Origin of the sequence: Pseudomonas sp. CCNWLW23 (assembly GCF_037095675.1) — a bacterium.
In the GTDB taxonomy this organism is placed as follows: Bacteria; Pseudomonadota; Gammaproteobacteria; order Pseudomonadales; family Pseudomonadaceae; genus Aquipseudomonas; species Aquipseudomonas atacamensis.
On sequence record NZ_JBAWKM010000017.1, the window covers coordinates 123800 to 138574 of the forward strand.

Below are 14775 nucleotides of genomic sequence, written 5' to 3' on the forward strand. Positions count from 1 at the left end.
CTCTTGTGTGGCCTGCAACATGGGCCACTCAAGGCTCAGGTTAGTTCAATGCGATCGGCGTGAATGACGATCTTGCCTTCCTTGTACAGCGAGCCGATGGCTTTCTTGAAGTTGCCCTTGCTGACACCGAACAGGCTGCTGATCAACGCCGGATCACTCTTGTCACTGACCGCCAGGGTGCCGTCGTTTTCGCGCAACTTGCCGAGGATCTTCGAACTCAGACTGCTCGCCGCTTCCTGACCAACCGGTTGCAGGCTCAGGCTGATCTTGCCGTCGGCGCGCACTTCCTTGATGAAGCCTTTCTCGCGCATGCCCGAACGCATGAACTTGAAGATCTCGTTCTTGTGGATCAGGCCCCAGTGCTTGTTGTTGATGATCGCCTTGAAGCCCATGTCGGTGGCTTCGGCTACCAGCAGATCAACTTCCTGGCCCGGGCTGTAGATGGCCGGGGTCTTGTCCAGGTAACGATCGAGGCGCGCGGTGGCGGTGATGCGGCGCGTGTGTTTGTCGAGGTAGACGTGCACCACGCAGTATTCGCCAGCAGTCATCTGGCGCTTTTCTTCCGAGTACGGCAGCAGCAGATCTTTCGGCAGGCCCCAGTCGAGGAACACGCCGATGCTGTTGACTTCAACCACTTTCAGACTGGCAAATTCGCCGACCTGAACTTTCGGTTTTTCCGTGGTGGCGAGAAGTTTGTCTTCGCTGTCCAGATAGATGAATACGTTGAGCCAGTCTTCATCTTCGCTGGGAATATCTTTGGGGATATAACGGTTGGGCAAAAGAATTTCGCCATCGGCACCGCCGTCCAGATATAAACCGAAGTTAGTGTGTTTAACCACTTGCAAACTGTTGTAACGCCCGACTAAAGCCATTTCCGAAACCCTCAATACGTGGGCGGCATTCTACCCGTTTTTGCCGCCAACGTCGGGCGACAGATCCTCGCAGCGGAAAATCTGCGTCAACCTGTTGATTTTGCTTGATCACTGCCCTACGGGGTGCCGCTCGTCAGTCCGGTCCGACGCTTCACAGCCGCGCTGATTTGCCTCACTTCAATTAAATGTTCTCATTTAAAACAGCAGGTTAGCTGCTTATTACGAGTGAGCGGCCGGTAATAATGCAGCGTTACGGTTGGATAATCCGGGGGATATTTACCAAGCTATTGTCAAGTTATTCCTGTACGATGCCTGGCCGAGTTACTTTTCTAAAGGTTAATGGCCGCCATGCGTGTAAAAGCATCCACCAGCAAAGCAAAGCCAGCTCCAGCCGTTGAAACCAGCGAATCGATCAACGATCAGATCGCAGCATTCCTCAAGTCCGGCGGCGAGATCCAGCAAATTGCCAAAGGCGTCAGCGGCCAGACATTCGGCCCGTCCAAGCAGATCAGCCTGGGCAAGAAGTAACACCGGTTTTACCCCGTCCAGAGGCGCTTTGAGCTTCGAAGCGCCTGGACTGGCACCGCGCAACACCCCTTCGCTTTAAACAAAAATTCCTGAAAATCGACGAACGGCCATCAATGCCGGGCATTCGCCGGTATCCTTGCACGCGTCTAGATCAAGCGTTTCAGCAGGCCTTCGCCCTGCGCTCGCGGTTCATGGAGTGACGCATGCGCCCATTTCCCTGTTTATTGTTCGTCAGCCTGCTGTCAGGCACGACCGCGCACGCGCAGGTTTTTCAGGGTGAACTGGGCGACTTCGATCTCAAGCTTGGCACCACGCCCAGCCGCAGCATGGCCCAGGGTCTGGTCAAACCGGCGGCGGTCGGCTCGTTCCACGGTGGCCTTGATCTGAGCCACGACAGCGGCGTGTATTTCGGCCAGTACGCGCCGAGCATGGGCATCAGCCCGGGCAAGAACCTCGAGATCGATTCCTACGTCGGCTTCAAGCAGCCGTTCGATCAGGTGCTCGGCTATGAAGTCGGGATGATCCATTACAGCTATCCCCGCGTGGACACCCTCGACAGCCAGGAGCTGTTTGGTGGCCTGACTCTGCTGGGCAGTCGCTTCGGCATTGCCCTGAGCAACGACCCGGATAAACAGAACAACACCTTGTTTGCCGACCTCACTGGCAATCAGCCGTTCGGCATTGGCGTGAGCATGAAATACACCACGCACCAGTTGAATACACCGGCGGCGGTGGACGGTGGCTATATCAGCAGTTTCACTGATTGGTCGGTGAAACTGTCGCGGCCGTTCATGGGCGTCGATCTTGATCTGATCTACAGCGACTCCAGCCTCAGCGGCAGTGATTGCTCGGCCTATTCCGGGCACAACAGCGAGTGCGACGGCCTCGTCACCCTTAAGGCTGTACGCACGTTCTATTGATCGGCTGAACTGCCGCGCGCATCCTGCATCACATAAGAATCAGATTTCCGACGCCAGGCTCTCGCAAGGATTTGCCCATGTCTCGCTGGTTCAAACAGATTGCCGCCCTGCTGATCTTCACCCTCGCCCTCGGCGCTTGCAGCCGCGTGGGCCTGGCCTACCGCAACCTCGACGTAATCATCCCGTGGTCGCTGAGCGACTACGTGGACATGAACGGCGAACAGAAAGACTGGTTCAATGAACGCCTCAAGGAACATCTGAGCTGGCACTGCACCACGCAGTTACCGGGTTACCTCGACTGGCTGGACCGTTTGCAGGCCATGGTCGAGAGCAATCAAGTGAGCGACGCCGCGCTGCAGGAGCGCACCGCCGAAGCCAAACAGGCCATCGCCGAAACCGCCCGGGAAATCACCCCTTCGGCCATTGAGTTGCTGCAAGGCCTGGACGATAAACAGGTGGCTGAAATGAACGACGCGTTTGCCAAGGATTTGCGCAAACGTCAGCAGGAATACGTGAAACCGCCGCTGGCTCAGCAGATCAAGGAACGCGGCGAGCGCATGGAAAAACGCCTGAACGATTGGCTAGGCCCGCTCAGTGACACGCAGAAACAACGCGTCGTGGCCTGGACCAACGCCTTGGGCGACCAGAACACCCAATGGATCGCCAACCGCGCGCACTGGCAGCAACAGTTCAGCGCCGCCGTTGCGCAACGCCAAAGCCCCGAATTCCCACAACGCATCGAGACACTTCTGGTCAATCGCGAGCGCTTGTGGACAGCGGACTACCGCAAGGCCTACGCCAACACCGAAGCCCAGGCGCGCTCGCTGTTTGTCGACTTGATGGCCGAGAGCACGCCGCAACAGCGTCAGCGTTTGTTGAAGAAAATCGAGGGAGTGCGCAAAGACTTCAATGACCTCAAGTGCCTGAAGGCCGCGCAGAAACCTTGAAATCACTGGAATCCAATGTGGGAGCGAGCCTGCTCGCGAAAGCGGAATATCAGACAGATCAAATGTCACTGACAGACCGTATTCGCGAGCAGGCTCGCTCCCACAGGGGATTTCGCTGGCTCAGGCGATTTGAGCCTTCGAGGCGACTTCATCAAACGTCACCTCATCCAGCGCATCCTCCTGCTCATCCAGCACCTGACGCGGATGGTCGTTGCCGGGGATGCTGCTGTCGATCAGGCTCAGCAGGCTGGAGCCGCGCGGGGTCAGAATGAAGTTGTTGCCAGTACTGCCCTCGTGATCCGGCCGCGGCTCGATGAATCCGCGCTCCAGCAACATCTTTTCATAATCACAGGCCAGGGTTTTCAAGTGATCGAGATTGTCGATCGGCTCGCCGGCGCTGGCTTTCTCGGCCGCGTGGTCTTCGGCATACGCGCGGGGAGCGAAGCTGTGGCCAGCGCTGTTCTGCACTTCATGCAGCAAACGTTCAATCAAATCCCAGTTATAAGTCGTCATCCTGATCCAACCTCCGGTGCGGGTGATTTTGTGCCGCGTTCAAGGTTGTGACCGAAGCGCTGCGCAGCCGTTCAGCAGTATTTCCGGCCCCGACCGACCGACGGCTGTCGATTACCTCGCACGTTGAACGACTAGGCTGAAACAGCCGGTTCAACCCGCAGGAGACATCGTCATGAACGTTGCAAACCATCCGGTGGTATCACGCGAAGAATGGCTCGCCGCCCGTCAACAGCATCTGGCCCACGAAAAAGCCTTCACCCGGGAACGCGATCGCCTCAGCGCCGAGCGCCGCGCCCTGCCGTGGGTGAAAGTCGACAAGGACTATCATTTTCAAGGGCCGAACGGCGAGCTCAAGCTCAACGACCTGTTTGGCAACAACAGCCAGTTGATCATCTACCATTTCATGTTTGCCGAAGGCTGGGAGCAAGGCTGCCAGGGCTGCTCGTTCCTCAGCGACCACATCGACGGCGCCAACCAGCACCTGGCCCATCACGACGTCGCGGTGGTCGCCGTCTCCCACGCGCCGTTGCGCAAATTTCAGGCATTCAAACAACGCATGGGCTGGAAGTTCGACTGGGTCTCGTCAGAAGGTTGCGATTTCAATTACGACTTCGGCGTCTGCGCCCGGGCTGAAGACGTCGCGGCGGGAAAGGCTACCTACAACTACGAAAAAACCGACAGCGCCGAGGAAGAAATGCCGGGGCTGAGCGTGTTCTATCGCAATGACGAAGGCGAGATTTTTCACACCTATTCCACATACGCGCGCGGTCTGGACATGCTGGTTGGCGCTTACCACTATCTGGATCTGACGCCCAAGGGCAGGAATGAAGACGAGATCATGGAATGGGTGCGGCATCATGATCGCTATGACGGTGCGCCGAAGTCGGGTTGCTGCCATGCCGATTGAGCGCAACCCTGCCCCCACAGTTTCTGAACTTTTACCAGGCTTCAGCCCTCAACCGGTTAACCCGCCTTAACCGGAACTGAGGCCTGCCCATGAAAATCCTGATCAAGCTCTCCCTCGCCGCCACCCTTGCCTGCGCCCTGCCCGTCTGGGCCTGCACGCCGGAAGAGGCGACGATCAAACGCGAACAACTGGCCAAGGAAGTCTCCAAGCTCACCGAGCAGAATCCGGAAAAAGCCAAGGAGATTAACGCCGAGCTGCAGAAAATGGATCTGGGCACGGCCAGTGCGGATCTCCCAGACAAATGCCAGTTGATCGATCAGCGTCTGAAGGAACTGGGGTCGGCAGAGAAAAAAGCCGACAGTTGAGGCGAAAAAAAACCGGACAATGTCCGGTTTTTTTATATGCGCTGCTAAAGCTTACTCAGCCGCAGGCTCGGCTGGCTTGCGACGCTTGAGCGGGGCCATGCCGTCGCTGCTCACCAGAGAATCCGGCTTCGGCCGGTTCACGCTCTTGCGCTTGGTCGGTGTCTTGGCCGTGGTTTTTTTCTTGTCGCCCTTGGCGTCGGTCTTTTTCTTCTTCACGCCGACGGCTTTGCCCGAAGCCTTGACCTTTTTCGGTCCGCCGTAGGTGCCTTTGACTTCCTTGATGGTGCGGCGCTCGAAGCTCTGCTTCAGGTAGCGCTCGATGCTCGACATCAGGTTCCAGTCGCCGTGGCAGATCAGCGAGATCGCCAGACCATCGTTGCCGGCGCGGCCGGTACGACCGATGCGGTGTACGTATTCGTCGCCGCTGCGTGGCATGTCGAAGTTGATCACCAGATCCAGACCGTCGACGTCCAGACCACGGGCTGCAACGTCGGTAGCGACGAGGATCTTCACACCGCCCTGCTTCAGACGATCGATCGCCAGTTTGCGATCCTTCTGGTCTTTCTCGCCGTGCAGCACGAACGCTTTGTATTCCTGAGCCACGAGGCGGCCGTAGATGCGGTCGGCCATGGCGCGGGTGTTGGTGAAGACGATGGCCTTCTGGTAGGTCTCGTTGGCCAGCAGCCAGTTCACAATCTGCTCTTTGTGCTGATTGTGGTCGGCGGTGATGATTTGCTGGCGAGTCGTCGAGTTGAGCTGGCTGACCGCGTTGAGCTGCAGGTGCTCCGGGTTGTTCAGGACCTTGGCGATCATTTCGCGCAGGCCGGAACCGCCGGTGGTGGCGGAGAACAGCATGGTCTGCTGACGGTTCGGGCACTCGTCGACCAGACGCTGCACGTCCTCGGCGAAACCCATGTCGAGCATGCGGTCGGCTTCGTCGAGCACCAGCACTTCGACTTCTTTCAGGTCGAGGTTGCCGGCATTGAGTTGCTCGATCATCCGCCCCGGGGTGCCAATGAGGATGTCTGGCACTTTGCGCAACATGGCGGCCTGGACTTTGAAGTCTTCGCCGCCAGTGATCAGGCCAGACTTGATGAAGGTGAACTGCGAGAAGCGTTCGACTTCCTTCAAGGTCTGCTGGGCCAGTTCACGGGTCGGCAGCAGGATCAGCGTCTTGATGCTGACGCGGATCTTCGCCGGGCCGATCAGGCGATTGAGGATCGGCAGGACGAAAGCGGCGGTTTTGCCGCTACCGGTTTGCGCCGTCACCCGCAGATCACGCCCCTGGAGCGCCAGCGGAATGGCCGCGGCTTGCACAGGCGTTGGCTCGACAAATTTCAGCTCGGCCACAGCTTTGAGCAGGCGTTCGTGCAGGGCGAATTGGGAAAACACGGGTGCTACCTCGAAGATATGCAAAAAAACAGCTGCATAGGTTACCGGTTTCGAGCGCTCAGGCCGAGTTTCTTTGTGCAAACGCCGACAATCAGTGGTTTTTTTGTTGCCCGATTTGTCACTCGCAGCAATACACAGCGTCTTAAATGCTCTAATCGGCCCTCGCGTCTTACAGAAGAAACGTTTCGCTTATGGATATCAAACAGCTCTGGCTCAAAGCCCAAGGCCTCTGGGGCACGCTCGAAGAGCACCCACTTCTGCAATCGGGACTGGCGCTGTTGGTGCTGCTGGTCATCGCGCTGGTGCTCGGACGGGTGGCGCGTTACCTGATCCTGCATGCCAGCCGCATGCTCGGCCGCCAACCGGCACTGCACTGGATCAACGACTTCCGGCACAACAAGGTGTTTCAACGGCTGGCGCAAATGACGCCGTCGCTGGTGATCCAGTTCGGCCTGCACCTGGTGCCGGAGCTGAGCAAAACCGCGATGAATTTTCTCGGCAACGTCGCGCTGGCGTTCACCATCCTGTTCCTGCTGCTGGCGGTCAGCGCCCTGCTCAACGCCCTGCTCGACATCTACGCGCGCACCGAGCATGCGCGTACACGCTCGATCAAAGGCTACGTGCAACTGGCGAAAATGGTTTTGTACGTGTTCGGCGCGATCATCATCGTCGCCACCCTGATCGACCGCTCGCCGCTGTTGCTGCTGTCGGGTCTGGGTGCGATGTCGGCGGTGATTCTGTTGGTCTACAAGGACACGCTGCTGTCGTTCGTCGCCAGCGTGCAGCTGACCAGCAACGACATGCTGCGCGTCGGCGACTGGATCGAAATGCCACAAGTCGGCGCCGATGGCGACGTGGTCGACATCACGTTGCACACCGTCAAAGTGCAGAATTTCGACAAAACCATCGTCTCGATCCCGACCTGGCGGCTGATGTCCGAGTCGTTCAAGAACTGGCGCGGCATGCAGCAGTCCGGCGGTCGGCGGATCAAGCGCAGCCTGTTCATCGATGCCAGCGGCGTGCGCTTCATCCGCGACGACGAGGAAGAAAAGCTCTCCCAGGTGCACCTGCTGACCGACTATATGGGCCGCAAGAAAGCCGAGCTCAAGGCCTGGAACGAAGCGCAGGGCAATGTCGCGGCCATGTCAGCCAACCGCCGCCGCATGACCAACATCGGCACTTTCCGCGCCTATGCGCTGGCGTATCTGAAGAGCCACCCGGAGATTCAGCCGAACATGACCTGCATGGTCCGGCAGATGCAGACCACCGCGCAGGGCATTCCGCTGGAAATCTACTGCTTCACCCGCACCACGGTGTGGGCCGATTACGAGCGGATTCAGGGGGATATTTTCGATTACCTGCTGGCGGTGTTGCCGGAGTTTGGCTTGAGTCTGTATCAACAGCCGAGTGGCGGGGATTTGCGTGCGGGGTTGTTGCCGGCGGTACTGGGCTCGGCGAGTATTCCGGAGCCGGAAAAACACCTGATGTAACCCAAAGATCCAATGTGGGAGCGAGCCTGCTCGCGAATGCAATGTGTCAGTCGACCCATACTTATCTGACCCAACGCCTTCGCGAGCAGGCTCGCTCCCACAGGGGTTATGCGGCGGCCGGAGATTTACGGATGCCCAACCGACTGATCCACACAGCCGCCAGAATCACACCCCCGCCAAGGAACAATCTCCCCAGTTCCTCATGCTGATTCCAGATCAGCAGATTCAACAACAATCCCACCGGCACATGCAGGTTGTTCATCACCGCCAGTGTGCCGCCGTTGACCATGCATGCACCTTTGTTCCACCAGTACAGACCCAGCGCCGTCGACACCAGTCCGAGAACCAGCAACACCGCCCATTGCAGCGGCGCTTCCGGCAGGAAGTTCGACTTGCCGAATAACAGGAACGCTGGCAGCACAACCGCCAATGCACCGAGGTAGAAATAACCGAAGCGGCGGTAATGCGGCAGATCGCTCGGATGCTTGGCCACCAGATGCTTGTACAACACTTGCCCGGCGGCATAAGTGAAGTTGGCCAGTTGCAGCAGCAGGAAGCCCATGAAAAAGTCGGGACTGATGCTGTCGAAGCGAATCACCGCCGCACCGCCCACGGCCACCAGCGCAGCAACCAATGCCCACGGATTAAAGCGGCGGTTCAGCGCGTCTTCGATCAACGTCACGTGCAGCGGCGTGAGAATGGTGAACAGCAACACCTCCGGCACCGTCAGCACGCGGAAGCTCAGGTACAGGCAGACGTAAGTCACCCCGAACTGCAACGCGCCGATCAGCAACATGCCACGCATGAACGCCGGCTCCACCGAACGCCAGCGGGTCAGCGGAATGAACACCAGCCCCGCCAGCACCACACGCACCAGCACCGCGAAGTAACTGTCGACATGCCCGGCCAGGTATTCGCCGATCAGACTGAAGGAAAACGCCTGGATCAGCGTGACAAAAAGTAGATAGCCCATGCTCGCCTCGAAAATCGAATGGCGGCGACGATAGCGGGTTTTGCGCCAGACCGCGAACCCTCGAACAGCACAAATCCCTGTGGGAGCGGGCTTGCCCGCGATGAGGGAGGGTCAGGCAAGTATTTGTCGACTGACACTCCGCCATCGCGGGCAAGCCCGCTCCCACAGGGACTTATGTGAAATTCGGATGTGCAGTGTTCAGAAAAATCGCAGACAAAAAAAAGCCCGATCTCGCTAAAGCGTTCAATCGGGCTACAGCACTCAGGAGCAAAAGTGCAAAGGGAGGTTCGATGCGCGTGGAACCTTGAAGGGGTTGCGCCAGGTCACTAGACCATCCAGCGATTATCTGGCGATTAACCGATCAAGCGACCTGAGACAGTTTGGCGTTGGCCTGATTCAGGCCCTTCTCCTGGAAGTCACCGCCCAGGTTCATGCCCTCGGCATGGATAAAGGTCACGTCGTTGATGCCGATGAAACCCATCACCTGGCGCAGGTACGGTTCCTGATGATCCGCAGGACCACCGGCATACACACCACCGCGAGCAGTCAGGACAAAGGCGCGCTTGCCGTTGAGCAGACCTTGCGGACCGGTTTCGGTGTACTTGAAGGTCACCCCGGCGCGCAGCACATGATCGAGCCAGGCCTTAAGCGTGCTCGGGATCGCAAAGTTGTACATCGGTGCGGCCATCACCAGCACGTCGGCGGCAAGCAGCTCATCAGTCAATTGGTTGGAGCGGTCCAGCGACGCCTGTTCGCTGTCGTTGCGCTGTTCGGCGGGCTTCATCCAGCCACCGAGCAAGTTGGCGTCCAGATGCGGCACCGGGTTCGCGGCGAGGTCACGCACGGTGATCTGATCGGCAGGATGCGCGGCTTTCCACTGAGCGATGAAGGTCTGGGTCAGTTGACGGGAAACCGAGTCTTGCTGGCGGGCACTGCTTTCGATGATCAGAACGCGGGACATGGTGTGTAGCCTCCATCCGAGAATGTTGTAAGTCGATGGAGTGAAGGTTAAACAGAGTCTAATCGATGAAAAAGCGTAAATAATTGCTGCAAAGCATCGAATAATTAGTTTAGATGCTGACACATACCCTGTGGGAGCGAGCTTGCTCGCGAATTGGCCGTATCAGTCGACATCATTGTTGAATGACATACCGCTTTCGCGAGCAAGCTCGCTCCCACAAGGGTTCGCGGTGCTATTTCGGGGTGCAGGTCAGTTTGATGCGCAGCTTGATGATCTCGCGGGTGAACTTGGCCGTAGCGTTTTTATGCTTGCCCGCCGGCACATCGATGCTGCGGGTGCGCGGTGCTTCCGGGCCGTTGCTGAACACCGCACGGCAGGTCGCATCGACGTCACCGTAATTGGCCACGCGGATCGAGCCGATGTCGTTGTCCGTGTCGTAAGTCTCGTAGTCGATCTTCATGCCATTGAGATCCTTTTGCACGTCGATCGGATAGGCAAACGCGGTCAACGGCAGCAGCGCCAGCACCACACAACAGAATTTTTTCATTCGGCAGTCTCCATGAGGGACGGCCAGCTTAGGACAAGAGGAGCTATTGATGAAAGCGCCCCGCGTGACCCTTGATCAATGGCGAACGTTGCAGGCCGTGGTCGACCACGGCGGATTCGCCCAGGCCGCCGAGGCCCTGCACCGTTCGCAATCGTCGGTGAGCTACACCGTCGCCCGCATGCAGGATCAGCTCGGTGTGCCGTTGCTGCGCATCGACGGGCGCAAAGCTGTGCTCACCGAAGCCGGCGGCGTATTGCTGCGCCGTTCGCGGCAATTGGTCAAACAGGCCAGCCAATTGGAAGACCTCGCCCATCACATGGAGCAAGGCTGGGAAGCTGAAGTGCGGCTGGTGGTCGATGCGGCCTACCCGAGCGCGCGGATCGTCCGTGCCCTGACCGCGTTCATGCCGCAGAGTCGCGGCTGCCGCGTGCGTCTGCGCGAGGAAGTGTTGTCGGGCGTCGAGGAAGTGCTGCTCGAAGGCGTGGCGGATCTGGCCATCACCGGCCTGAGCATTCCGGGCTACCTGGGTACGGAATTGAGCGATGTCGAGTTCGTCGCCGTTGCCCACCCTGATCACCCGCTGCATCGGCTCAACCGCGAGCTGAGCTTTCAGGATCTGGAAACCCAGATGCAAGTGGTGATCCGCGACTCCGGCCGCCAGCAGCCGCGCGATGTCGGCTGGCTCGGCGCCGAGCAGCGCTGGACCGTCGGCAGCCTCGCCACCGCCGCGACCTTCGTCAGCAGCGGCCTGGGCTTTGCCTGGCTACCGCGGCACATGATCGACCGCGAACTCAAGGATGGTTCGCTCAAGCTGCTACCGTTGGACCGAGGCGGCAGCCGCAATTCGAGTTTCTATCTGTATTCGAACAAGGACAAACCCTTGGGCCCAGCCACGCAAATCCTCATCGAACTGCTGCGCACCTTCGACACCTTGCCGCTGGACGCACCGTTTGCCGCACCTGAACAAGCCTGACACGGAGTTCACCGATGGCGTATTTCGAGCACGAAGGTTGCAACCTGCACTACGAGGAATATGGCCACGGTGCGCCGTTGCTGCTGGTTCACGGGCTCGGCTCGAGCACCCTGGACTGGGAAATGCAGATCCCCGCGCTGGCCGCGCACTACCGGGTGATCGTCCCGGACATACGCGGCCACGGGCGCTCGGACAAACCCCGCGAGCGCTACAGCATCGCCGGGTTCAGCGCCGACCTGCTGGCCTTGATCGAACACCTGCGCCTCGGCCCGGTGCACTACGTCGGGCTGTCGATGGGCGGAATGATCGGTTTTCAACTGGCCGTCGATCAGCCGCAGGTGCTCAAGAGCCTGACCATTGTCAACAGCGCACCACAGGTCAAATTGCGCAGCCGCGATGATTATTGGCAGTGGTTCAAACGCTGGAGCCTGATGCGCCTGCTCAGCCTGGAAACCATCGGCAAAGCCCTCGGCAGCAAACTTTTCCCCAAGCCGGAACAGGCCGATCTGCGACGGAAAATGGCCGAACGCTGGGCAAAAAACGACAAACGTGCTTATCTCGCCAGCTTCGATGCGATCGTGGGCTGGGGCGTTCAGGAACGACTTTCCCGGGTGTCCTGTCCAACGCTCGTCATCAGCGCCGACCGTGACTACACACCGGTGGCGTTAAAGGAAACCTATGTAAAACTGCTGCCGGATGCGCGGCTGGTGGTCATTGACGACTCGCGCCATGCCACCCCGCTCGATCAACCCGAACGCTTCAATCACACGCTGCTGGATTTTCTCGCCACAGCCGACCTTCACTCTCAGGATCACTGACCCATGCTGAAAAAACTCGCCCTCGCCGCCGGCTCCGTACTGTTTGCCGCCAACCTGATGGCTGCTACCCCGGCCAAGGCGCCTCACGTGCTGCTGGACACCACCAACGGCCAGATCGAAATCGAACTGGACCCGGTCAAGGCACCGATCAGCACGAAGAACTTCCTTGAATACGTCGACAGCGGCTTCTACAACAACACCATTTTCCACCGCGTGATCCCGGGCTTCATGGCTCAGGGCGGCGGCTTCACCCAGCAGATGCAACAGAAAGAAACCAAGGCGCCGATCAAGAACGAGGCCAGCAATGGCCTGCACAACGTTCGTGGCACCCTGTCGATGGCGCGTACTTCCAACCCTGATTCGGCGACCAGCCAGTTCTTCATCAACGTTGCCGACAACGCATTCCTTGACCCGGGCCGTGACGCCGGTTACGCGGTGTTCGCCAAAGTGGTCAAGGGCATGGACGTCGTGGACATCATCGTCAACTCGCAGACCACCACCAAAAGCGGCATGCAAAACGTGCCTGTCGACCCTGTGATCATCAAGTCGGCCAAGCGCATCGACTGAGTTTCGCCGGGCATATCGAGCGGCGCCCGGCTGAGCTTGCGCCGCTCGCACTGATAAAAGGAGAGCCCGGATTCCGGGCGGTTATCTGATGCTCTATCGCCGTTTCGAACAACTGATCGATATCTTCCGCGACGCCCCGACGGCGTCCCCGCCGGACCGCGTCTGGCCCTTCTACGTCTATTACCTGAAGCAGGTCTGGCCAAGTTTTGCTGCCCTGCTCGTCATCGGCCTGTTTGCCTCATTGATCGAAGTAGCGCTGTTCAGCTACCTGAGCCGCATCATCGATCTGGCCCAAGGCACGCCCAACCCGAATTTCTTCAGCGACCACGCCCTCGAATTGACCTGGATGCTGGTGGTCGCTCTGGTGCTGCGACCGATCTTCTTTGCCCTGCACGACCTGCTGGTGCATCAGACCCTGAGCCCCGGCATGACCAGCATGATCCGCTGGCAGAACCACAGCTACGTGCTCAAGCAGAGCCTGAATTTCTTCCAGAACGACTTCGCCGGGCGCATCGCCCAGCGCATCATGCAGACCGGCAACTCGCTGCGCGATTCTGCCGTGCAAGCGGTCGACGCGCTGTGGCACGTGGTGATCTATGCGATCAGCTCGCTGGTGCTGTTCGCCGAGGCCGACTGGCGCCTGATGATCCCGTTGCTGACCTGGATCGTCGCCTACATCGGCGCGCTGTATTACTTCGTGCCACGGGTGAAGGAGCGCTCGGTGGAAGCCTCTGACGCGCGCTCGAAACTGATGGGGCGCATCGTCGATGGCTACACCAACATCGCCACGCTGAAATTGTTTGCCCACACCAACTTCGAACAGCACTACGCCAAGGAAGCCATCGAAGAACAGACCGTCAAAGCGCAGATGGCCGGTCGTGTGGTGACCAGCATGGACGTGGCGATCACCACCATGAACGGCCTGCTGATCGTCGGCACCACGGCGCTGGCGTTGTGGCTGTGGACGCAGTCGCTGATCACCGTCGGCGCGATTGCCCTGGCCACCGGCCTGGTGATTCGTATCGTCAACATGTCCGGCTGGATCATGTGGGTGGTCACCGGCATTTTCGAAAACATCGGCATGGTTCAGGACGGTCTGCGCACCATTTCGCAACCGGTCAGCGTCACCGACCGCGAGCAGGCCAAACCGCTGGCCGTGGCCTCGGGCGAAGTGCGTTTCGAGCACGTGGATTTTCACTACGGCAAGAAGCACGGGATCATCGGCGACCTCAACCTGAACATCAAACCGGGGGAAAAAATCGGTTTGATCGGCCCGTCCGGCGCTGGCAAATCAACCCTGGTCAACCTGTTGCTGCGCCTGTATGACGTCGAGGGCGGGCGCATCCTGATCGATGGGCAGAACATCGCCGACGTCGGCCAGGAAAGCCTGCGCGCGCGGATCGGCATGATCACCCAGGACACCTCGCTGCTGCACCGCTCGATCCGCGACAACTTGCTCTACGGCAAACCGGATGCGACCGATGCCGAGCTGTGGGAGGCGGTGCACAAGGCTCGCGCTGATGAGTTCATTCCACTGCTGTCCGACGCTGAAGGCCGCAGCGGTTTCGATGCGCATGTCGGCGAGCGCGGGGTGAAATTGTCGGGCGGTCAGCGCCAGCGCATCGCGATTGCGCGGGTGCTGCTCAAGGACGCGCCGATCCTGATCATGGACGAAGCCACCTCGGCACTGGATTCGGAAGTCGAAGCGGCGATTCAGGAAAGCCTCGAGACCTTGATGCAAGGCAAAACCGTGATCGCCATCGCCCACCGTCTCTCGACCATCGCGCGCATGGATCGCTTGGTGGTGCTGGAAAACGGCAAGATCGCCGAGAGCGGCACCCATGCCGAACTGCTCGCCCATCGTGGCCTGTATGCGCGCTTGTGGGCGCACCAGACCGGAGGGTTTGTCGGTATCGATTGATCGCGCGATATGATCGTTCCCACGTTCTGCGTGGGAATGCCTCAAGGGACGCTCCGCGTCCAGTGACGCGGAGCGTCACGG

At 59.2% G+C, this 14775-nt stretch carries 16 protein-coding genes; 10 read left to right on the forward strand and 6 right to left on the reverse strand.

Translation table 11 applies throughout. The features are described 5' to 3' along the window. Nucleotides 1–35 precede the first annotated feature (35 nt). A complete protein-coding gene (locus tag V8J63_RS20585; RefSeq protein WP_206420873.1) occupies nucleotides 36–872 on the reverse strand; it encodes a CvfB family protein in 837 nt (278 codons plus the stop codon). Nucleotides 873–1211: 339 nt separating this feature from the next. Between V8J63_RS20585 and V8J63_RS20590 the strand changes: the two genes are divergently transcribed. The 3 genes from V8J63_RS20590 (at nucleotide 1212) to V8J63_RS20600 (ending at nucleotide 3267) form a co-directional block, all read left to right on the forward strand. Further along, nucleotides 1212–1400, forward strand: coding sequence for a hypothetical protein (locus V8J63_RS20590; RefSeq protein ID WP_016985943.1), 189 nt, complete (start codon nucleotides 1212–1214; stop codon nucleotides 1398–1400). A gap of 203 nt (nucleotides 1401–1603) precedes the next feature. Next, nucleotides 1604–2320, forward strand: a complete 717-nt coding sequence (locus tag V8J63_RS20595) for a TorF family putative porin (RefSeq protein ID WP_024012045.1) — start codon at nucleotides 1604–1606, stop codon at nucleotides 2318–2320. A gap of 77 nt (nucleotides 2321–2397) precedes the next feature. Continuing rightward, nucleotides 2398–3267 carry a DUF6279 family lipoprotein gene (locus V8J63_RS20600; protein ID WP_130887199.1) on the forward strand — a complete coding sequence of 290 codons (870 nt, stop codon included), beginning with the start codon at nucleotides 2398–2400 and terminating at the stop codon, nucleotides 3265–3267. Nucleotides 3268–3387: 120 nt separating this feature from the next. Here V8J63_RS20600 and V8J63_RS20605 read toward each other — a convergent pair whose 3' ends face one another. Continuing rightward, nucleotides 3388–3780, reverse strand: coding sequence for a transcriptional regulator (locus tag V8J63_RS20605; protein WP_130887200.1), 393 nt, complete (start codon nucleotides 3778–3780; stop codon nucleotides 3388–3390). A 172-nt stretch (nucleotides 3781–3952) separates the two neighbouring features. Between V8J63_RS20605 and V8J63_RS20610 the strand changes: the two genes are divergently transcribed. Both V8J63_RS20610 and V8J63_RS20615 read left to right on the forward strand, forming a co-directional pair. Next, nucleotides 3953–4687, forward strand: coding sequence for a DUF899 domain-containing protein (locus V8J63_RS20610; protein WP_336464563.1), 735 nt, complete (start codon nucleotides 3953–3955; stop codon nucleotides 4685–4687). 89 nt (nucleotides 4688–4776) lie between these two features. Next, a complete protein-coding gene (locus V8J63_RS20615; protein ID WP_041478956.1) occupies nucleotides 4777–5052 on the forward strand; it encodes a hypothetical protein in 276 nt (91 codons plus the stop codon). 51 nt (nucleotides 5053–5103) lie between these two features. Here the strand turns inward: V8J63_RS20615 and V8J63_RS20620 are convergent, their stop codons facing one another. Continuing rightward, a complete protein-coding gene (locus V8J63_RS20620; RefSeq protein WP_197892141.1) occupies nucleotides 5104–6444 on the reverse strand; it encodes a DEAD/DEAH box helicase in 1341 nt (446 codons plus the stop codon). A 191-nt stretch (nucleotides 6445–6635) separates the two neighbouring features. Here V8J63_RS20620 and V8J63_RS20625 point away from each other — a divergent pair, with 191 nt between their 5' ends. Continuing rightward, nucleotides 6636–7934: a mechanosensitive ion channel family protein gene (locus V8J63_RS20625; protein ID WP_056783642.1), complete on the forward strand. Its 1299-nt coding sequence runs from the start codon at nucleotides 6636–6638 to the stop codon at nucleotides 7932–7934. Nucleotides 7935–8040: 106 nt separating this feature from the next. Here the strand turns inward: V8J63_RS20625 and V8J63_RS20630 are convergent, their stop codons facing one another. The 3 genes from V8J63_RS20630 to V8J63_RS20640 form a co-directional block, all read right to left on the reverse strand. Further along, the gene (locus tag V8J63_RS20630; RefSeq protein WP_336464564.1) at nucleotides 8041–8907 is read right to left on the reverse strand and encodes a carboxylate/amino acid/amine transporter; all 867 of its coding nucleotides are present in this window, start codon (nucleotides 8905–8907) and stop codon (nucleotides 8041–8043) included. Between the two features lie 361 nt (nucleotides 8908–9268). After that, nucleotides 9269–9868, reverse strand: a complete 600-nt coding sequence (locus V8J63_RS20635; RefSeq protein ID WP_073472882.1) for an FMN-dependent NADH-azoreductase — start codon at nucleotides 9866–9868, stop codon at nucleotides 9269–9271. Between the two features lie 232 nt (nucleotides 9869–10100). Then, nucleotides 10101–10415: a hypothetical protein gene (locus V8J63_RS20640; protein WP_016771198.1), complete on the reverse strand. Its 315-nt coding sequence runs from the start codon at nucleotides 10413–10415 to the stop codon at nucleotides 10101–10103. Between the two features lie 49 nt (nucleotides 10416–10464). Here V8J63_RS20640 and V8J63_RS20645 point away from each other — a divergent pair, with 49 nt between their 5' ends. From V8J63_RS20645 to V8J63_RS20660, 4 genes are all read left to right on the forward strand, one after another. After that, nucleotides 10465–11388, forward strand: a complete 924-nt coding sequence (locus V8J63_RS20645; RefSeq protein WP_336464565.1) for a LysR family transcriptional regulator — start codon at nucleotides 10465–10467, stop codon at nucleotides 11386–11388. Nucleotides 11389–11402: 14 nt separating this feature from the next. Further along, on the forward strand, nucleotides 11403–12206 hold the full coding sequence (locus tag V8J63_RS20650) for an alpha/beta fold hydrolase (protein WP_123442890.1): 804 nt from the start codon (nucleotides 11403–11405) through the stop codon (nucleotides 12204–12206). 3 nt (nucleotides 12207–12209) lie between these two features. Beyond that, nucleotides 12210–12773 carry a peptidylprolyl isomerase gene (locus V8J63_RS20655; protein WP_041478824.1) on the forward strand — a complete coding sequence of 188 codons (564 nt, stop codon included), beginning with the start codon at nucleotides 12210–12212 and terminating at the stop codon, nucleotides 12771–12773. Between the two features lie 88 nt (nucleotides 12774–12861). Then, nucleotides 12862–14694: an ABC transporter ATP-binding protein gene (locus V8J63_RS20660; RefSeq protein ID WP_130887203.1), complete on the forward strand. Its 1833-nt coding sequence runs from the start codon at nucleotides 12862–12864 to the stop codon at nucleotides 14692–14694. The last annotated feature ends 81 nt before the right edge of the window (nucleotides 14695–14775 follow it).